Below are 17,552 nucleotides of genomic sequence, written 5' to 3' on the forward strand. Positions count from 1 at the left end.
GCTTCCAGCCGCCCAAGCCGCGGTAAGACCCATGCATCCTGTATACGATCGCGGTAATTTTCCTTGAATAAAAATTACCGCTTTCAGTATAATCAAACACACTTTTTTCGACTGGATCAAAAAAGCGCTAAAAAATTAAGCATAAAGGCGTCAAGTCGAGGGTTGGAGCATCACCCGGGGATACAAGGCAGCGTATCGGGTATCCCCCGCAAGCAAGGTTTGAAGACATCGTTCATCGAGGATGCCAGACGGCATCCGGCTGGACGGTGTCGAGTCCCGAAGCGCCCGCCGGCGCGACGGGAAGTGGTTGCGTTTAGTTTAAAAAGGATTTCAGAACGGAAGTTGTCTTCCGTGGTTCCTCCATGGCGAGCCAGAGGAGGGCCGCTTCCGTTCTAGAAATTTCTCTTCTAAAGGTGGTTGGGGACAACATGACATATGCAAAACGATTCAAAGCGTTGATGCTCGGTCTCGCAGTAGCGGCCAGCATCCCGGCGATGGCGGCTACCGAGCCCGTCATTACCGGTCGTCCGGTGGAACATCAGCTCAACATGCAGGCGCCCGTGACGGGCATTGCGGCCTATATCTATAGCCTGCATAACTGGATGATGGTGGTCTGCCTGGTCATCTTCATCGGCGTGTTCGGCGTCATGTTCTATTCGGTGTTCAAGCACCGCAAGTCCCTCGGCCACAAACCGGCCACCTTCCACGAATCCACCACGGTCGAGATCGCTTGGACCGTCATACCGTTCCTGATCGTCATCGGCATGGCCCTGCCGGCCACGCACGCCGTGGTGCAGATGAAGGACACTTCCAACCCGGACCTGACCATCAAGGTCACCGGCATGCAGTGGAAATGGGGTTATGACTACCTGAAGGGCGAGGGCGAAGGCATCTCGTTCCTGTCGAACCTGGCCACGCCGCGCACGCAGGTGGGCGAGCCGGGCATCGCACCGACCGAGAAGCGCACCGAGAACTACCTGCTCGAGGTCGACAATCCCGTCGTCGTCCCGGTCGGCAAGAAGGTCCGCCTCGTGCTGACCGCCAACGACGTGATCCACTCGTGGACGATTCCCGCCTTCGCCGTCAAGCAGGATGCCATCCCCGGCTTCGTGCGCGACACGTGGTTCAAGGCCGAGCAGATCGGCACGTACCGCGGCAACTGCGTCGAGCTGTGCGGCAAGGAACACGCGTTCATGCCGATCGTCGTGAAAGTCGTCTCCGCTGAAGACTACACCGCATGGGTCAAGGGCGAGAAGACCCGCATGGCCGCGCTGGCCGACGACCCGAACAAGGTCTGGACCATCGACGAGCTCAAGACGAAGGGCGAGAAAGTCTACGCGGCCAACTGCGTGGCCTGCCACCAGGCCAACGGCCAGGGCGTGCCGAGCGCATTCGCACCGCTGGTCGGTTCACCTGTCGTACTCGGCCACAAGGCCGAACAGATCGCCGTGCTGCTGAATGGTAAGCACAGCGGTAAGTATCCGTCGGCAATGCCGTCGTGGAAGCAGCTGTCGGATTCCGAGATCGCTTCCGTCATCACTTATACCCGCAACAACTGGACCAACAAGGCCGACGAGAACATCGTCCAGCCTTCCGAAGTCCTGGCTGCCCGCGGCAAATAAGACAAGACAAGCAACAAGCGTTTGGATCACAGGGACCGGGCCGTCACCGCGTCACCGCACCACGGCCTTGCTGTCCCGCACGACTAGGATACTGACATGACTTCCAGCACTATCGATCACACTCACGATCACGGCCACGACCACGCGCACGACCATCCGGTCGGCGCGCGCCGCTGGCTCTTTGCCACCAACCACAAGGACATCGGTACGCTGTACATGTGGTTCGCGTTCATCATGCTGCTCTCGGGCGGCGTGCTGGCGCTGATGATCCGCACCGAGCTGTTCCAGCCCGGCCTGCAGTTCTTCCGCCCTGAATTCTTCAACCAGCTGACCACCATGCACGGCATCGTGATGGTGTTCGGCGCGATCATGCCGGCCTTCGTCGGCTTCGCCAACTGGATGATCCCGCTGCAGATCGGCGCATCCGACATGGCGTTCGCGCGCATGAACAACTTCTCGTTCTGGCTGCTGCCGCCGGCCGCGATCCTGCTGGCGACGTCGTTCTTCGTCCCGGGCGGCGCCACCGCCGCCGGCTGGACGCTGTACGCGCCGCTGTCGACGCAGATGGGCCCGGGCATGGACATGGCGATCTTCGCCCTGCACATCATGGGCGCCTCGTCGATCATGGGTTCCATCAACATCATCGTCACGATCCTGAACATGCGCGCGCCGGGCCTGACGCTGATGAAGATGCCGATGTTCTGCTGGACCTGGCTGATCACCGCCTACCTGCTGATCGCCGTGATGCCGGTTCTCGCGGGCGCCATCACGATGACCCTGACCGACCGTCACTTCGGCACCTCGTTCTTCAACGCGGCCGGCGGCGGCGACCCGGTCATGTACCAGCACATCTTCTGGTTCTTCGGCCACCCCGAGGTCTACATCATGATCCTGCCGGCCTTCGGCATCGTCTCGCAGATCATCCCGGCCTTCGCCCGCAAGCCGCTGTTCGGCTACGCATCGATGGTGTATGCAACCGCTTCCATCGCGATCCTGTCGTTCATCGTGTGGGCGCACCACATGTTCACCACCGGCATGCCGGTGACGAGCCAGCTGTTCTTCATGTACGCGACGATGCTGATCGCGGTGCCCACCGGCGTGAAGGTCTTTAACTGGGTCGCCACGATGTGGAAGGGCTCGATGACGTTCGAGACCCCGATGCTGTTCGCCGTCGGCTTCATCTTCGTGTTCACGATGGGCGGCTTCACGGGCCTGATCCTGGCCGTGACCCCGATCGACATCCAGGTGCAGGACACCTATTACGTCGTCGCGCACTTCCACTACGTGCTGGTCGCCGGCTCGCTGTTCGCCCTGTTCGCCGGCTTCTACTACTGGGCACCGAAGTGGACCGGCCACATGTATCCGGAACTGCGCGGCAAGATCCACTTCTGGAACTCGCTGTTCTGGTTCAACCTGACCTTCTTCCCGATGCACTTCCTGGGCCTGGCCGGCATGCCGCGTCGTTACGCTGACTATGCCGTGCAGTTCACGGACTTCAACCAGATCGTGTCGATCGGCGCGTTCGGCTTCGGCCTGTCGCAGGTGTACTTCCTGTTCTTCGTCGTGCTGCCGACCATCCGTGGCGGCAAGCCGGCCGAAGCCAAGCCGTGGGAAGGCGCCGAAGGCCTGGAGTGGACCGTGCCGAGCCCGGCGCCGTTCCACACCTTCGAAACGCCGCCGCTGGTGAAGTGAGAGCGCGATGAACGATGATCGTTCGCAGCAGATCAGGAAGAACAACCGGCGCACGGCCCTGTGGCTGGCCGGGCTCGCGCTGTTCTTCTTCGTCGTGCTGTTCGTCAAGCGCCTGTGGCTGAACTGAGGCTGCCATGCAAGCGGAAACGAATGCGGGCCGCCACGAGGACAGTGGCCGCCTGCGTCTGAATCGCACCACGCTGATCAAGCTGATCGTCGTCGCCTGCATCATGTTCGGCTTCGGCTATGCGCTGGTGCCGATCTACCGCCAGGTGTGCGAGGCGCTCGGCATCAACGTGCTCACGCAGAAGGACGGCACGGTGGCTCGGCCTGCCAACACCCAGGTCGACCTCGCGCGCACGATCACGGTGGAACTGGACGGCAACGCCCAGGGCCCATGGCGCTTCCGCCCGACGCAGCGCAGCATCGACGTGCACCCGGGCGAGATGGCGACCGTCGTCTACGAAGTGGTGAATACACAGGACCGCACGGTGAAGGCGCAGGCCATCCCGAGCTACGCGCCGCAGTCCGCGACGCCGCATTTTAAAAAGGTCGAGTGCTTCTGCTTCAAGGAACAGATCCTGAAGCCGCACGAGGCGCGGCAGATGCCGGTCGTGTTCTTCATCGACCCGGAGCTGCCGCGCGAAGTGAAGAACATCACGCTGTCGTACACGTTTTTTGAAATCGGTGGCGCCGTGACGGCGCAAAAATAATGGCCAACGACGATCCACGCGAACCCGTAAAAACCGCGTCGTTCGGCGCCACGATGAAGGCCGTGTTCTGGTCGTTCTTCGGCGTGCGCAAGCGCCGCGACTACGAGCACGACGCGGCCAACCTGAACCCGATCCACGTGATCGTGGGCGGGCTGATCGGGGTGGCGCTGTTCATCGGCATCCTGGTGTTCGTCGTGCGCATGGTCGTCGCCAAGAGTTAAAACTATATAAGCAACACGAAAGCAGGGAAGCGCAGTACCCCGGAATTCGAAACAATGCTTGATTGAGGAGATATACATGAGTTCACCCCATACCGCGCCGTACTATTTTGTCCCCGGTCCCTCCAGGTGGCCGCTGGCAGCCGGCGTCTCGATGCTGGTCACGATGGCCGGCGCGTCCGGCTGGGTCAACGGGGCCGCCTGGGGACCCGGCGTGTGCACGGCCGGCATCGTCGCGATGCTGATCGTGCTGTACAACTGGTTCGGCGACGCCATCGGCGAGTCGGAATCCGGCAAGTACGGCGAGCGCATCGACCTGTCCTACCGCTGGTCGATGAGCTGGTTCATCTTTTCCGAGGTGATGTTCTTCGGCGCCTTCTTCGGCGCGCTGTTCTACGCACGTGCGATCTCGATGCCGTGGCTGTCCGACCTCGACCACAAGGTCATCTGGCCGGATTATTCGGGCCACTGGGGCAACATCGGCCCGGCCGGCACCGTGGAGCAGTTCAGCACCATGGGCCCGTTCCCGATCCCGACCATCAACACGGCACTGCTGCTGACCTCGGGCGTGACGCTGACGATCGCCCACCACGCCCTGCGCGCCGGCCACCGTGCCCGCACCGCGCTGTTCCTGTTCGCGACGATCCTGCTGGGCGCCATCTTCATGGGCTTCCAGGCCTACGAATACCACCACGCGTACAGCGAACTGAACCTGAAGCTGACCTCGGGCATCTACGGCTCGACGTTCTTCATGCTCACGGGCTTCCACGGCTTCCACGTGACGATGGGCGCGATCATGCTGTCGGTCGTGCTGTACCGCGTGCTGCGCGGCCACTTCACGCCGGAACATCACTTCGCGTTCGAAGGTGCGGCGTGGTACTGGCACTTCGTCGACGTGGTGTGGCTGGGCCTGTACGTCGTCGTGTACTGGCTGTAATCGTTATCTCTAAAACCGTCGTTCCCGCGAAAGCGGGAACCCATACTGAACAACAGAACCCCGTCAGTTGGATGCACCGCGGTGTTTCCAGCAAACCGACTCCGGGCCTTCAGCATGGGTTCCCGCCTGCGCGGGAACGACGTTTTTGTTAGTGCAGTCCTTTAGGCTGGATCCACCCCATCTTGTACGAGAACAGCACCAACAGGAACAGCGTGATCGACAGCCCGACCCGCATCGCCAGCGCCTGCACGGTGCGGTTGCTGCGGCCCTTGTCGCGCATCAGGAAGAACAGGGCGGACGCGAGGCTGCCGATGATGAGCACGAAGGCGATGGCGACGACGGTTTTCATGGGCGTCCGGTAGAGAGTTGTTTGGGTTGTACGATCATTGTATGCGACTGCGCTTCCGTTTCAGAACCATTCCTTTCCTCGCGACGCTCGTGCTGGTCGCGGTCGGCATCCTGCTCGGTAACTGGCAGGTGCGCCGCGCCGCGGAGAAGACCGCGCTGCAGGCCCGGCTCACGCAGCGCGCTGCGTTGCCGCCGCTCGTGCTGGACGGGAAGCCGGTCGATCCCGCCGCTGTCGAATATCGCCGTGTCATGGTGACCGGGGAATTCGTCACCCACTGGCCGCTGTTCCTCGACAACCGGCCATTCGAAGGCCGTACCGGATTCGTTTTGCTGATGCCGTTTAGAATAGCGGGTGCCGACGCGGGTGCAAGCGATGTTGTCCTCGTCGCGCGCGGCTGGGTCCCGCGCGATCCGGCCGTGCACGATCGCGTACCGCAGGTAGCGACGCCAAGCGGCCGCACGACCATCGAAGGCCTGGCGATCCTGCATCCGGCGCGCGTGATGGAACTCGGCAAGGCGCCGCCGCCCCGGCCCGGCGCCATCGTCCAGAATGTCGATCCGGCGGGCTTCGCCCAGGCCAGCGGCCTGCGCACGCTGCCCGTGCTGGTCGAGCAGACGAGTGCGGACGACACCGGAGCCGCCGGGCTCATCCGCAAATGGCCTGCCCCCGCGGTCGATGTCGACCGCAACAAGGGCTATGCATTCCAGTGGTATGCGCTGGCGGCGATGGCCTTTCTATTTTTTGTGATAACAGGATTTCGAAGTGGAACCAAACAAGCTGGCTGAACCGGCAATCGACCCGAAGAGCGCCCGCAAGCGCGGCCGCTGGATGCTGTGGCTGGTGCTGCTCGTGTGCGCGTCGCCGATGATCGCGTCGTACTTCACCTATTACGTCATCAAGCCCGAAAAGCGCAACAACTACGGCACCCTGATCGACCAGCGCGCCCATCCGGTCCCCGCGATGGCGACGACCACGCTGGACGGCCGTCCGCAGGCGCTGAAACAGTTCAAGGGCAAGTGGGTCATGTTGATGGTCGGGCCGGGTGCATGCCCGGACTCTTGCCGGAAGCAGCTGTTCGCGCTGCGCCAGCTGCGCCTGATGCAGGGGAAGGAAGCGGACCGCATCGAGCGCGTCTGGCTCATCACCGACCAGGAACCGCTGGACACGCTGATCATCCGCGAATACGACGGCACGCACATGCTGCGCGCCGACGCCGCGACGGTGACGCAGTGGCTGCCGGTCGATGGCGGCACGACGCCGGCCGACCACATCTACCTGATCGACCCGCTGGGCCACCTGATGATGCGTTTCCCGAAGGATCCGCAGCTGCAGGAAGTGCGCAAGGTGTACAAGGACATCAACAAGTTGTTGAAGGCATCGGCCGTCGGGTAACGCGCAATGGAAGTCTCGAATTTCATCCTGCTGGCCCTGACCGGCATCCTGGCGGCCAGCGTGCCGCTCGCGCTCGTGTGGACGGCGACGGGCACCCACAAATACCGCAAGCTGGCGTGGGTGATCGCGTTCTTCACGTTCGACCTGATCGTGTTCGGCGGTTTTACGCGCCTGACGGACTCCGGCCTCGGCTGCCCCGACTGGCCCGGCTGCTACGGCGAAGCGAACCCGTTCCTCGCGCATGAACACATCGCCGCGGCCGAGGCGCTGATGCCCACTGGACCCGTGACGAAGGTGAAGGCCTGGATCGAGATGATCCACCGCTTCCTCGCGATGGGCATCGGCTTCCTGATCATCGGGTTGATGGTGGCGTCGTGGCTGGAATGGCGCCGTGCGCGGGCACGCGGTGTGCGGCCCACGCATGGCCCGGCGTTGCCGACACTCCTTTTCCTGTGGGTGTGCGTGCAGGGCGCGTTCGGCGCGTGGACCGTCACCCTGAAACTGCAGCCGGTCATCGTCACGCTGCACCTGCTGTTCGGCCTGACCCTGCTGGCGCTGGCCGTGTGGCTGGCCGGACGCGAAGACAACCTGCTGGCCCCGCCGCCGGCCGTCCCGCCCACCGTGCTACGCAAGCTGCGTCCGCTGGCCTGGCTGTCGGGCGCCGTGCTGCTTGTCCAATTGGCATTGGGCGGGTGGGTGAGTACCAATTACGCGACACTCGCGTGCAGCGATTTCCCGCTTTGTAATGGACAAATTGTCCCAGAGATGGATTGGCAACATGGTTTCACCTTGTGGCGCGAGCTGGGCAAGACGGCGGCCGGGCATTACCTGCCGTTTTCCGCGCTGACGGCGATCCACTGGGTGCACCGCAACTTCGCACTCGTCGTCGTCCTCGTACTGGGCTATACGGCGTGGCGCACCTGGCGTTTGCCGGGCCTGCACGGCACGGCGCGCAACCTGGCGCTGGTGCTTGTCGCCCAGGCAACGACCGGCATCGCGACGGTGTTCCTGAACTTTCCGTTGCCGATTGCCGTGCTCCACAACGCGGGGGCGGCTGGCCTCGTCCTTCTGGTGACCATGTTAAACTACAAGGTACAGTATCAACTCGAGCTGGCGCTGCGCAGTCCACGACGTGAGGCGGCGACGTCCGCGAGCCACCCATGATTACGCAAACCGCCATCCACAAACCGCCCAGCCGCGTCACGCAATATTGGGCGCTGACCAAGCCGCGCGTCACGCAGCTGGCCGTCTTCTGCGCCGTGATCGGCATGTTCCTCGCCACCGACGGCTTTCCGGGCTGGCACGTGCTCGTCTGGGGCACGATCGGCATCTGGCTGCTGGCCGGCGCCGCGTTCGCCGTCAACTGCCTGATCGAGGCGGAAGTCGATGCCCGCATGGCCCGCACGGCGCGCCGCGCCACCGCGATGGGCGAGCTGTCGACCACGCAGGTCCTGATCTTTTCCGCGATCATCGGCGGTGCCGGCATGGGCATCCTGTACACGATGATCAATCCGCTGACGATGTGGCTGACATTCGTCACCTTCGTCGGCTATGCGCTGATCTACACGGTCCTGCTGAAACCGAACACGCCGCAGAACATCGTCATCGGCGGCCTGTCGGGCGCGATGCCGCCGGCCCTCGGCTGGGCCGCCGTCGCGAATACGGTGCCGATGGAAGCCTGGCTGCTCGTATTGATCATCTTCGTCTGGACCCCGCCGCATTTCTGGGCCCTGGCGATGTACCGCCGCGACGACTACGTGCGTTCCGGCCTGCCGATGCTGCCCGTCACGCACGGCATGCAGTACACGGGCCAGCAGGTGTGGCTGTACTCCGTCGCGCTGGCGGCCTGCACGCTGTTCCCGTTCGCCGTCGGCATGAGCGGCGTCGTGTACCTGGCAGCGGCCATCGTGCTGAACGCGATCTTCCTGCGCCATGGCTGGCTGATCCACAAGCACTACAGCGACCAGGTCGCGCGCAAGGCCTTCGCCTGGTCCATCGTCTACCTGTCGCTGCTGTTCGCGGCGCTGCTCGTCGACCACTACGTCAAACAATACCTGCCGATCTGATGATGAAAAAACTGCTGCCCGTCCTCGTCGCCGCCTGCGCGCTGACCGTCTCCCTCGTCGCATGCGACAAGCTGCCGGGCAAGCAGAAGGAATCGTTCCAGAACACCGACGTCACCGGCCTCGATTACGCGAAAGGCTTCACGCTGACCGACCACACCGGCAAGCCGCGCACGCTGGCCGACTTCAAGGGCAAGGCCGTCGTCGTCTTCTTCGGCTACACGCAATGCCCGGACGTGTGCCCGACCACGATGGCGGAAATGGCCGCCGTGATGCAGAAACTCGGGCCGCTGGCCGACCAGGTGCAGGTGCTGTTCGTCACCCTCGACCCCGAGCGCGACACGCAGGAACTGCTGGCCAACTACGTGCCCGCGTTCGACAAGCGCTTCCTCGGCCTGCGCGGCACGCCCGAGCAGACGGCGAAGACCGCCAAGGAATTCAAGGTGTTCTACTCGAAGGTGCCGGGCACGGACCCGGGCAGCTACACGATCGACCACACGGCCGGCAGCTACGTCTTCGACCGCGCCGGCCGCCTGCGCCTGTTCATTCGCCACGGCCAGGGTCCCGATCCTATCGTGCACGATCTGCGTGAGTTATTATCCTGACATCGTAAACACCCGATGATCAGGCTGAATGGACAAACGACCAGGTAGAAACTACACGCGCGCCGCCGTCGTCATCCTGCTGACGCTCGGCTGCCTCTACGTCCTGCAACCCTTCCTGGCCGCGATCCTGTTCGCGGCCGCCGTCGTCATCTCGTCCTGGCCCCTGTACCAGCGCCTGCTGCTGCGCCTGCGCGGCCGGCGCACGCTCACCGCGCTGACGATGACGCTCTCCCTCACGCTGCTCGTGATCATCCCGCTGGCGCTCGTCGCGTACAACCTCGCGGACAACGTCGCGTCGTCGTTCGACCAGATCCGCGCCGCTTTGAACCAGGGCGAGCTGCTGCCGCCCAAGTGGATCCGCGACATCCCGCTCGTCGGCGACCAGCTCGACAACTACCTGCGCCAGCTCGTCGCCAGTCGCGACCGCATGATGGAACTCGCGCGGCGCATGGTCGAACCGGCACGCCACGCGCTGCTGTCCGGCGGGATGATGCTGGGGGCGGGCGTCGCGCAGATGAGCCTTGCGGCATTCGTCAGCTTCTTTTTCTATCGCGACGGCGAAGCGCTGATGGCCGTCATCAGGGCCGCCATGCACCGCATCATGGACGAGGAGGCGGAATCGGTCGCGGAGATCGTCAGCCAGACCGTGCGCGGCGTGATGTACGGCCTGCTCGGCACGGCGCTGGCGCAGGCGCTCGTCGCCGCGCTGGGCTTCTTCATCGCGGGCGTGCCCGCGGTGCCGCTGCTGTCCGTGCTCGTGTTCGTGTCGTCGCTGATTCCCGTCGGGCCGCCGATCGTGTGGGGCGGGGCGGCCATCTGGCTGTTCGCGCAGGGCGAGACGGGATGGGCCATCTTCATGCTCGTGTGGGGCTTCTTCCTGATCAGCGGCGTCGACAACGTCGTGCGCCCGATGCTGATCAGCCGCGGCTCCAGCCTGCCGTTCCTGCTGACCTTGTTGGGCGTGCTGGGCGGCGTGATCGCGTTCGGCTTCGTCGGCATGTTCATCGGCCCCACGCTGCTTGCGGTGGGCTATTCGCTGATGAGCGGGTGGACCCATACGAAGGATCCGATCGTCAGGCAGAACGGCAATGGCGTCTAAAGTGATATTTCGTTAGTTTCTTTGGTGATTAATGGACTATTAACGTTCGTCTCCTGAATGCACAATTGTTCGATCCACTACGAACAAAAACGGAGACGACGATGCAATTGAAAAAAACGCTGGCCCTGACGCTGGGTCTGCTGGTCTCGCTCGGCGCGAACGCCGAGACCTACCGCTGGGACAACGTTGCAATGGGCAGCGGCGGTTTTGTCAGCGGAATCATCCCAAGTAAACTCGAGCGCGGCGTGATCTACGCCCGCACCGACGTGGGCGGTTCCTACCGTTGGGATGCCCATAACGAACGCTGGGTCGCGCTGACGGACTGGATCAGCGAAAGCGATACCGGCCTGATGGGCGTCGAGTCGATCGCGGTCGACCCGCGCAACCCGGGCACCGTCTACATGCTGGCCGGCACCAGCTACTTCAGCAACGGCAAGACCGTGATCATGCGCTCCACCGACTACGGCCAGCATTTCGACCTGGTCGATGTGACGGCCCAGTTCAAGGCCCACGGCAATGGCATGGGCCGCTCGAACGGCGAACGACTGCAGGTCGACCCGGGTTCGAGCAACGTCCTGTTCGTCGGTACGCGCGACAACGGCCTGTTCAAGAGCGTCGATTCAGGCGCGACCTGGACTCACGTGAACGGGCTGAACGTGGCCTCGACGCCCAACGGCAACGGCATCAGCTTCGTGCTGCTCGATCCGACCAGCGTCAGCGGCGGGACGGCCAAGCGCATTTTCGTCGGCGTATCGCGTTACGGCTCGGTCGGACCGAACCTGTACATGAGCAAGGACGGCGGCATCACCTTCGCCCCGGTCGCGGGTGCGCCGGCGAACCTGATGCCGCAGCGCGCGGCATTGACGAACAAGGGCCGCCTGTACCTGACCTATGCCAACGGCGCCGGACCGCACGGCCAGAACGACAGCGAACCGATGACCGCGGGCCAGGTCTGGGAATACAACATGGTCGGCGGCGCCTGGACCAACGTCACGCCGGCCGGCATGACCAATGCGTTTGCCGGCATCAGCGTCGACCCGAGCAATCCGAAGCACCTGATCGCGTCGACCACCAACATGTACTGGCTGCAGCACAGGAACCCGGACGGGTACGGCGACCACATCTTCACCTCCTACGACGCCGGCCGCTCCTGGGTCGACCTGATGCAACGCGGCATGGAGATCGACCCGAACGGTATCGACTGGGTCAAGGAATCCTCGATCCACTGGGCCGGCGACGTCGAGTTCGACCCGTTCGATCCGAAGACCGCGTGGGTGATCTCGGGTAACGGCGTGTTCAGGACCACCGATCTCGACGCAACGACGAGCGTCTGGAAGTTCGACGTGAAAGGCATGGAAGAAACCGGTTCGTTCGCCGCCGAGGCCATCCCGGGCGGCCCGTTCGTGTCCGTCATCGGCGACTACGACGGCTTCACCCAGCCCGATCCGTCCCAGTACGCCCTGCGCCATTCGCCGGGCGTCGGCACGACGACCGGCCTGGCCGTGGCGCCGCAGGCGACGCACGTGATGGCGCGGGTCGGCTCGAACGCCATGTACATCTCCACCAATACGGGCGCGAGCTGGCAAAAGGCGCCGACCATGAACGGCAAGTTCGGCAACCTGGCGCTGTCGGCCGACGGCGCCGTGCTGCTGCACAGCCCGGAAGGTTCGCCCACCACGTATCGCTCGACCGACTTCGGCGCCAACTGGACGCCGGTGGCCGGCCTGTCCGTGAAGGACGCCTATCCGGTCGCCGACCGGGTCAACCCGGCCAAGTTCTACGTCTACGACATTAGCACGGGCAAGATGCTGGTCAGCACCGACGGCGGCGTGTCGTTCAACGCCACGGCCACCCTGCCGGCCGGCGGTAACAGCCTCGTGCGCGCCACGCCCGGCATCGAGGGCGACGTGTGGGCCTGCGTGGGTTCGAAGGGCATCTCCCATTCGACCGATTCGGGCGCCACGTTCACCAGCGTCGGCGGGATCAGCTCCTGCGGCACCATGGGCCTGGGCAAGGAAGCGCCTGGCGCCAGCTATCCGACCCTCTACATGTGGGGTACGGTGGGCACGTCGCGCGGCCTGTTGCGCTCGATCGACAAGGGCGCTCACTGGGACCGCGTCAACGACGACGCCCATCAATACGGCGGCACGCTGGGACGCTGGGTCACCGGCGACATGAACACGTATGGCCTGGTCTACATGAGCACCAACGGTCGCGGCATCGCCTACGGCAAGATCGATCCGACCGGCGATGTGCAAGTGGTTCCGCAGGTTCCGGTCAAGCCGGCGCCCACCGCCGTGTGCAAGTACGAACTCTCCAGCACCTGGTGGGGCGGCGGCATGGCCACGGTCTCGATCACCAACCAGGGTACGGAGACCTTGCATGGCTGGGAGGTGTCCTGGACCTACAGCGACGGCACGTATGTGTCGGGCAGCGCGTGGAACGGGGTCGTGACGGGCAGCGCGCCGACATTCACCGCGTCGGACGGCGGCGGCTGGAACAAGGACATCGCGCCGGGCGGCACGGCCGCGCTCGGCTTCGTCATCGCGGGCCAGGACGCGCTGAACGCGAATGTCCCGCAAGTGACCGGCGACATCTGCAAATAACGAACCCCGATACAGCAAAGGTATTCCCATGAAAAAGACTCTGTTCGCATTGATCGCCAGCGCCAGCCTGATGCTGGCCGGCGCCGCCAACGCCGGTATCGTCGGTTTCGAGAACGTGGCCACGGACGGCGACTTCGCCAGCCTGGGCGACATCAATCCGTATGCCGGCCTGACCTTCAGCGACGACTGGTATGCCGGCGACACCGGCATCGACGGCTACGGCAACGGCGCCCACGGCGGCACGCATTTCGCCGTGAACGGCTTCGGCTCCGACGGCGCCACCATCGGCAGCGCCACGCCGTTCAGCTTTGCCGGCGCGTGGTTCGCGGCGCCGATTGGCGCCGCGGACAAGGCGTCGTGGATCGCCATCTCCGCCTATGACGCCTTCAATAACCTCATCGGCACGACCGGTCCGGTCGCGATCGGCAGCAGCTACACGTGGGCGGCCGCGGCATTCGACAACGTGTCGTCGCTGACCATCACGCGCGATACCGGCTGGTTCGTCATGGACGACTTCACCACCGCCGCTTCCGTTCCCCCCAGCGGCACGGTGCCCGAGCCGGCCAGCCCGCTGGTGCTCGGCCTGGGCGCGTTCGCCCTGATCCTGGGCCGCGCGCGCCGCCGCAAGGCGCCTGGCGCGGCGGCGTGAATTAAATCGTCAGGCTGGCTGGGCGCGTCTGTTCCACCGAGTCCCGCCCACGCGAGGCTCGACATGAGCGTAGCATTGCCATGGAAGATCAGCGTACGCCGGCCGTGCGATGGAATGCGCTGTCGGCGATATGAGCGGTGGTCAGGCGCGCGCGCAGCCGCATGAACGGCGTCTCCACGCAGCGGTACAGCACCCAGCCGCCGGCGCAGCCCGCGCCCATGACGGCGACGACGGTGAGCGGTGCGCCCGCATCGATGTGCAGGCGCTCGATGTGCGGCCGCAGCGCCATGAACACGGGCTTGTGCACGAGGTAGACGGCGTACGACCACAGCGCCAGTTGCGACGCGCCGGGGATGTCGATGCGGTTCAGGATGCACGCCGGGGACAGCGCCGCGCACGTCATCAGCGCGCAGCCGATCGCCAGCAGCGAGAATCCGAACGTCGACGTCATGGCTGTCGTTGGCCAGTCGAGGTGGATGCAGGTCAGGATGCCGGCGCCCAGCGCGAGGCCCGCCGCGCACAGCGCGTTCGCGTGGCGCAGCAGGCGAGTGAAGGCGTGCGGATGGAAGTTGCGCAGCAGGGCGATGGCGACGCCGGGCAGCAGTTCGTCGGCGCGGCAGAAGCTCGAGTAATAGACCTCGGCCATGAACGCATCGTGCCCGTGCAGCGCATACGCCGCGGCGCGCGTGGCCATGCCCGCGACGATGCCGCCCACGAGCAGGCCCCACGCGAACCGCACGGGAAAGCCGATGCGCGCGAGGGCCAGCACGACGAGGGGCAGCAGCACATAAAACTGCTCCTCGATGCACAGCGACCAGGAGTGTGTAAACGTCTGGCCGTAGGCGAGTCCGAAGTTCTGCGTGAACGTCAGGAAGCGCCATGGGTCCGCCATGCTGGAACCGCCGAGCGGCGCGCCCGGAAACAACCAGTACACCGCCAATACCACGTAGTAATTGGGCAGCGTCCGTAGCAGGCGCCTCATGAAGAAGGTCTTCAGCGACAGGGATTCCCCGCGCGCGGCCGGGGCCAGCAGCTGGTTACCGATCAGGTAGCCGCTCAGCACGAAGAACAGGTCGACGCCGGCCCAGCCGACCTGGCCGACGACGCCGAAGGTGGGCGCGTGGCTGACGAAACCCATGTAGTGGCTCATCAGGACGAGCAGGATGGCGGCGGCGCGCAGCAGGTCGAGGCCGCGCAGGCGGGCAGTGATGGCAGATTGGATCATGGATGCGCAAGAAGGGTCAGCGCCTGTGTCAGCGCAGGCATGTACGTTCGGCTCGCGCGCAGCAAGGTGCCGTCGCGCAGGCGCAGCATGGCGTCGCGGTTCGTCAGCGCACGCAGTTCGGCGACGACGTCCAGGCGCACGATGCTGGACCGGTGCACGCGCTGGAACCGGGCCGGATCGAGGCGCCGGGCCAATTCTTGCAGCGGTTCGCGCACGAGGTAGGTCTTGCCGCCCGCGTGCAGCGTGGCGTAGTCGCCATCGGCCTCGATGCGCTCGACGTCGGCCGCGTCGACGAGCACCGTGCGGGTGCCCACGCGCACCGTGAAGTTGCGCGTCCATGCGGGCGTTGGCGCGGGACGCATGTGCGTCATGGCCGTGCGGGCGCGGTCCAGTGCTTCGTCCAAGCGGTCGTCGTCGACGGGTTTCAACAGGTAGTCGAGGGCGGCCAGGTCGAAGGCGCGCACGGCGAAGGTGTCGTGGGCCGTGAGCAGGATCGCCAGCGGACGCGTGGCGCGGGGCAGGGCGGCCAGCATGTCGAGGCCGTTCTTGCCGGGCATCTCGACGTCGACGAACACGAGGTCGGGCCGGCTCGCGGCGAGGCCGGCGGCGGCCGTGTCGCCATCGCCGTATTCCGCCACCAGTTCCAGGTCCGCGTGGCGCGCCAGTCGCGCCTTCACGGCGAGCCGGGCCAGCGGTTCGTCGTCGACGATCGCCACGCGCATCATGCCGCCACCCCAGTGCTCACCCTGAGGGGCAACGTCAGCGACACGTGGAAGCGGCCGTCGCGCCAGCCCGCATCGACCCGCTGGGCATCGCCGTACAAATGGCGCAGGCGGTTCGCGACGTTGGCGAGGCCGATGCCGCCGCCGCCTTGCGTCGGCTGGGCGCCGTCGTTGCGCACGTCCACGCACAGGCGGTCGTCCGCGCGGTCGATGCGGATGTCGATGCGGCCCGGCGCGGCGAGCGGCGCAATACCGTGACGGACCGCGTTCTCGACGAGCGGCTGCAGCATCAAATAGGGCACGGCGGCATCGAGCAGGTCGGGCCCCGCATGCATCGCCAGTTGCAGGCGCTCGCCGAGGCGCGCTTTTTCGATGTCGAGATAGGCTTCCGTCAGCGCCAGTTCCTCGGCCAGTGTGTGCTCGTGGCGGCCGTCGTGCGCCAGCGTGGCGCGGAGAAAATCGGACACGCGGGCGAGCATGCGGTTCGCGTCGCGGTTGGCGCCGGCCGCGACGAGGGCCGACACCGCGTTCAGCGTGTTGAACAGGAAGTGCGGATTGACCTGCAGGCGCAGCGCGCGCAGTTCCGCGTCGCGCGCATCCGCGAGCGCCTGCGCGAGGCGCAGCCGGGTGCGTTGCAGCGACAGGTAGTACACGGCCACCGCATGCATCGCGCAGAACGCGACCAGCGCGAGCCAGCAGCCGTCCAGGCCGCGCAGGAGGTCGTCCCAGTGGTAGCCCGTCTCCAGCCCGAGCGCGATCGACAGCCACTGGCCCAGCAGCGAGTTCGCGACCGCCATCGCATACGACGCCGCGAGCAGGACCAGCGTCATCGCCCACCACGCGCGGCCCTGGCGCCATAGCGCGCGCTGCAGCAGGACCAGCGGCACGGTCCAGACGGCGCACGCGACTAAGAACAGCGTGCGGAACGCGACCGCGTAGCCGTGGCCGAGCGCGGGCAGGCCGAGGATGGCCATGCACGTGAACACCGGCAGGGCGGCGAGGACGGGGACGAGGAGGGGAGTGTCTTCTTTCACGGCGGCGTGGCGTATGGACGGATCGGCCATTCTAGCCCGCGTCACTGGTGGACGGAATACAGCATCGCGACAATTTTCCAGCCATCGTCCGTGCGCACGAGCTGCCACGTTTCGCTGCCGCGGTTCGTCACCTTGCCGTCGGCGAGGAAGTCGAAATCGAACCACACGGAGGCGACGGTGCCGTTCGTGCGGACGCGCACGTCGTAGAAGCGCTCCTCGATCGGCCTGGCGCTGTGCGAGACGAATTCGGCGAACTCCTGCCACGTGGATGGCTCCAGGCGCCGCGCGGCCGGATTGCGCGCCTTTGCCGCCGCATACGTCGGTTCGTCCAGCACGGACCACCAGCTACCGCCTTCCTGCACGAACAGCGACCCGAGGGTCTTGCCGTCGCGCGCGACGATGGCGGTCTGGAATTGCTGCACGAGCTGGCGGATGGCCGCGTCTTCGGCATTGGCCGCGTGCGCCGGACCGGCGAGGCAGAGGGCGAGGAAGAGAGAAAACAAGGCGCGCATGGCGGCTCCCGATATGGAAAGACACCACGATAGGCGTGTCCGCGCGCGCGGGCCAGCACGCTGCGCTGGACCGTGCGCGCCGTGCGGCGAACCGGTAGCGGCTCAGCGCAGCGT

General features: G+C 65.2%; 19 protein-coding genes. 14 read left to right on the plus strand and 5 right to left on the minus strand.

Features of this window, described 5'->3' with window-relative positions; all coding sequences use genetic code 11:
- Window positions 1–428: 428 nt before the first annotated feature.
- The 6 genes from coxB to ACEN88_RS08735 all read left to right on the plus strand — a co-directional run bounded on the left by coxB (window position 429) and on the right by ACEN88_RS08735 (window position 5,182).
- Complete coding sequence (gene coxB, locus ACEN88_RS08710) at window positions 429–1,622, plus strand: cytochrome c oxidase subunit II (RefSeq protein WP_413338798.1); 1,194 nt, start codon at window positions 429–431, stop codon at window positions 1,620–1,622.
- 96 nt (window positions 1,623–1,718) lie between these two features.
- Window positions 1,719–3,314 (plus strand): cytochrome c oxidase subunit I, encoded by a 1,596-nt coding sequence (ctaD, locus tag ACEN88_RS08715; protein ID WP_413338800.1) that lies wholly within the window; start codon window positions 1,719–1,721, stop codon window positions 3,312–3,314.
- 7 nt (window positions 3,315–3,321) lie between these two features.
- Window positions 3,322–3,441, plus strand: coding sequence for a cytochrome oxidase small assembly protein (locus ACEN88_RS08720; RefSeq protein ID WP_229411904.1), 120 nt, complete (start codon window positions 3,322–3,324; stop codon window positions 3,439–3,441).
- Window positions 3,442–3,448: 7 nt separating this feature from the next.
- Window positions 3,449–4,027 carry a cytochrome c oxidase assembly protein gene (locus ACEN88_RS08725; RefSeq protein ID WP_413338802.1) on the plus strand — a complete coding sequence of 193 codons (579 nt, stop codon included), beginning with the start codon at window positions 3,449–3,451 and terminating at the stop codon, window positions 4,025–4,027.
- Window positions 4,027–4,248 carry a DUF2970 domain-containing protein gene (locus ACEN88_RS08730; protein ID WP_413338804.1) on the plus strand — a complete coding sequence of 74 codons (222 nt, stop codon included), beginning with the start codon at window positions 4,027–4,029 and terminating at the stop codon, window positions 4,246–4,248. Before ACEN88_RS08725 ends, ACEN88_RS08730 begins: the two co-directional genes overlap by 1 nt.
- Before the next feature lie 76 nt (window positions 4,249–4,324).
- Complete coding sequence (locus ACEN88_RS08735) at window positions 4,325–5,182, plus strand: cytochrome c oxidase subunit 3 (RefSeq protein WP_413338806.1); 858 nt, start codon at window positions 4,325–4,327, stop codon at window positions 5,180–5,182.
- A gap of 148 nt (window positions 5,183–5,330) precedes the next feature.
- On the opposite strand, the gene ACEN88_RS08740 is transcribed toward ACEN88_RS08735, so the two are convergent.
- Window positions 5,331–5,531 carry a twin transmembrane helix small protein gene (locus ACEN88_RS08740; RefSeq protein WP_036230020.1) on the minus strand — a complete coding sequence of 67 codons (201 nt, stop codon included), beginning with the start codon at window positions 5,529–5,531 and terminating at the stop codon, window positions 5,331–5,333.
- A 41-nt stretch (window positions 5,532–5,572) separates the two neighbouring features.
- Here ACEN88_RS08740 and ACEN88_RS08745 point away from each other — a divergent pair, with 41 nt between their 5' ends.
- From ACEN88_RS08745 to ACEN88_RS08780, 8 genes are all read left to right on the plus strand, one after another.
- Entirely contained in the window at window positions 5,573–6,316 is a 744-nt protein-coding gene (locus tag ACEN88_RS08745) for an SURF1 family protein (protein WP_413338807.1), read from the plus strand.
- The gene (locus ACEN88_RS08750; protein ID WP_413338809.1) at window positions 6,294–6,923 is read left to right on the plus strand and encodes an SCO family protein; all 630 of its coding nucleotides are present in this window, start codon (window positions 6,294–6,296) and stop codon (window positions 6,921–6,923) included. The genes ACEN88_RS08745 and ACEN88_RS08750 overlap by 23 nt, the downstream gene beginning before the upstream one ends.
- Window positions 6,924–6,929: 6 nt before the next feature.
- Window positions 6,930–8,087 carry a COX15/CtaA family protein gene (locus tag ACEN88_RS08755; RefSeq protein WP_413338811.1) on the plus strand — a complete coding sequence of 386 codons (1,158 nt, stop codon included), beginning with the start codon at window positions 6,930–6,932 and terminating at the stop codon, window positions 8,085–8,087.
- A complete protein-coding gene (cyoE, locus tag ACEN88_RS08760; RefSeq protein WP_413338813.1) occupies window positions 8,084–8,989 on the plus strand; it encodes a heme o synthase in 906 nt (301 codons plus the stop codon). Before ACEN88_RS08755 ends, cyoE begins: the two co-directional genes overlap by 4 nt.
- A 2-nt stretch (window positions 8,990–8,991) precedes the next feature.
- The gene (locus ACEN88_RS08765) at window positions 8,992–9,591 is read left to right on the plus strand and encodes an SCO family protein (RefSeq protein WP_413338829.1); all 600 of its coding nucleotides are present in this window, start codon (window positions 8,992–8,994) and stop codon (window positions 9,589–9,591) included.
- A gap of 28 nt (window positions 9,592–9,619) precedes the next feature.
- The gene (locus ACEN88_RS08770) at window positions 9,620–10,690 is read left to right on the plus strand and encodes an AI-2E family transporter (protein ID WP_413338815.1); all 1,071 of its coding nucleotides are present in this window, start codon (window positions 9,620–9,622) and stop codon (window positions 10,688–10,690) included.
- Window positions 10,691–10,791: 101 nt separating this feature from the next.
- Window positions 10,792–13,296, plus strand: a complete 2,505-nt coding sequence (locus ACEN88_RS08775; RefSeq protein WP_413338817.1) for a cellulose binding domain-containing protein — start codon at window positions 10,792–10,794, stop codon at window positions 13,294–13,296.
- A gap of 28 nt (window positions 13,297–13,324) precedes the next feature.
- Window positions 13,325–13,945, plus strand: a complete 621-nt coding sequence (locus tag ACEN88_RS08780) for a PEP-CTERM sorting domain-containing protein (RefSeq protein ID WP_413338819.1) — start codon at window positions 13,325–13,327, stop codon at window positions 13,943–13,945.
- 88 nt (window positions 13,946–14,033) lie between these two features.
- On the opposite strand, the gene ACEN88_RS08785 is transcribed toward ACEN88_RS08780, so the two are convergent.
- The 4 genes from ACEN88_RS08785 to ACEN88_RS08800 are packed head-to-tail and all read right to left on the minus strand — an operon-like array spanning window position 14,034 to window position 17,438.
- Window positions 14,034–15,170: an acyltransferase family protein gene (locus ACEN88_RS08785; RefSeq protein ID WP_413338821.1), complete on the minus strand. Its 1,137-nt coding sequence runs from the start codon at window positions 15,168–15,170 to the stop codon at window positions 14,034–14,036.
- A complete protein-coding gene (locus ACEN88_RS08790) occupies window positions 15,167–15,895 on the minus strand; it encodes a LytR/AlgR family response regulator transcription factor (protein WP_413338823.1) in 729 nt (242 codons plus the stop codon). Before ACEN88_RS08790 ends, ACEN88_RS08785 begins: the two co-directional genes overlap by 4 nt.
- Window positions 15,892–16,926 (minus strand): sensor histidine kinase, encoded by a 1,035-nt coding sequence (locus ACEN88_RS08795; RefSeq protein ID WP_413338825.1) that lies wholly within the window; start codon window positions 16,924–16,926, stop codon window positions 15,892–15,894. The genes ACEN88_RS08790 and ACEN88_RS08795 overlap by 4 nt, the downstream gene beginning before the upstream one ends.
- A 41-nt stretch (window positions 16,927–16,967) precedes the next feature.
- Window positions 16,968–17,438, minus strand: coding sequence for a nuclear transport factor 2 family protein (locus tag ACEN88_RS08800; RefSeq protein WP_413338827.1), 471 nt, complete (start codon window positions 17,436–17,438; stop codon window positions 16,968–16,970).
- Between the last annotated feature and the right edge of the window lie 114 nt (window positions 17,439–17,552).

Origin of the sequence: Massilia sp. CT11-108 (assembly GCF_047302915.1) — a bacterium.
In the GTDB taxonomy this organism is placed as follows: domain Bacteria; phylum Pseudomonadota; class Gammaproteobacteria; order Burkholderiales; family Burkholderiaceae_D; genus Telluria; species Telluria orientalis.

Bases quoted from the DNA above. Each gene is read 5' to 3' on its own strand.
- ACEN88_RS08725 (WP_413338802.1), top strand. From the start codon at position 3,449: ATGCAAGCGGAAACGAATGCGGGCCGCCACGAGGACAGTGGCCGCCTG.
- cyoE (WP_413338813.1), top strand. From the start codon at position 8,084: ATGATTACGCAAACCGCCATCCACAAACCGCCCAGCCGCGTCACGCAA.
- ctaD (WP_413338800.1), top strand. From the start codon at position 1,719: ATGACTTCCAGCACTATCGATCACACTCACGATCACGGCCACGACCAC.
- ACEN88_RS08735 (WP_413338806.1), top strand. From the start codon at position 4,325: ATGAGTTCACCCCATACCGCGCCGTACTATTTTGTCCCCGGTCCCTCC.
- ACEN88_RS08800 (WP_413338827.1), bottom strand. From the start codon at position 17,438: ATGCGCGCCTTGTTTTCTCTCTTCCTCGCCCTCTGCCTCGCCGGTCCG.
- ACEN88_RS08755 (WP_413338811.1), top strand. From the start codon at position 6,930: ATGGAAGTCTCGAATTTCATCCTGCTGGCCCTGACCGGCATCCTGGCG.
- ACEN88_RS08765 (WP_413338829.1), top strand. From the start codon at position 8,992: ATGAAAAAACTGCTGCCCGTCCTCGTCGCCGCCTGCGCGCTGACCGTC.
- ACEN88_RS08785 (WP_413338821.1), bottom strand. From the start codon at position 15,170: ATGATCCAATCTGCCATCACTGCCCGCCTGCGCGGCCTCGACCTGCTG.
- ACEN88_RS08770 (WP_413338815.1), top strand. From the start codon at position 9,620: ATGGACAAACGACCAGGTAGAAACTACACGCGCGCCGCCGTCGTCATC.
- ACEN88_RS08745 (WP_413338807.1), top strand. From the start codon at position 5,573: ATGCGACTGCGCTTCCGTTTCAGAACCATTCCTTTCCTCGCGACGCTC.
- ACEN88_RS08775 (WP_413338817.1), top strand. From the start codon at position 10,792: ATGCAATTGAAAAAAACGCTGGCCCTGACGCTGGGTCTGCTGGTCTCG.
- ACEN88_RS08790 (WP_413338823.1), bottom strand. From the start codon at position 15,895: ATGATGCGCGTGGCGATCGTCGACGACGAACCGCTGGCCCGGCTCGCC.
- ACEN88_RS08720 (WP_229411904.1), top strand. From the start codon at position 3,322: ATGAACGATGATCGTTCGCAGCAGATCAGGAAGAACAACCGGCGCACG.
- ACEN88_RS08740 (WP_036230020.1), bottom strand. From the start codon at position 5,531: ATGAAAACCGTCGTCGCCATCGCCTTCGTGCTCATCATCGGCAGCCTC.
- ACEN88_RS08780 (WP_413338819.1), top strand. From the start codon at position 13,325: ATGAAAAAGACTCTGTTCGCATTGATCGCCAGCGCCAGCCTGATGCTG.
- ACEN88_RS08730 (WP_413338804.1), top strand. From the start codon at position 4,027: ATGGCCAACGACGATCCACGCGAACCCGTAAAAACCGCGTCGTTCGGC.
- coxB (WP_413338798.1), top strand. From the start codon at position 429: ATGACATATGCAAAACGATTCAAAGCGTTGATGCTCGGTCTCGCAGTA.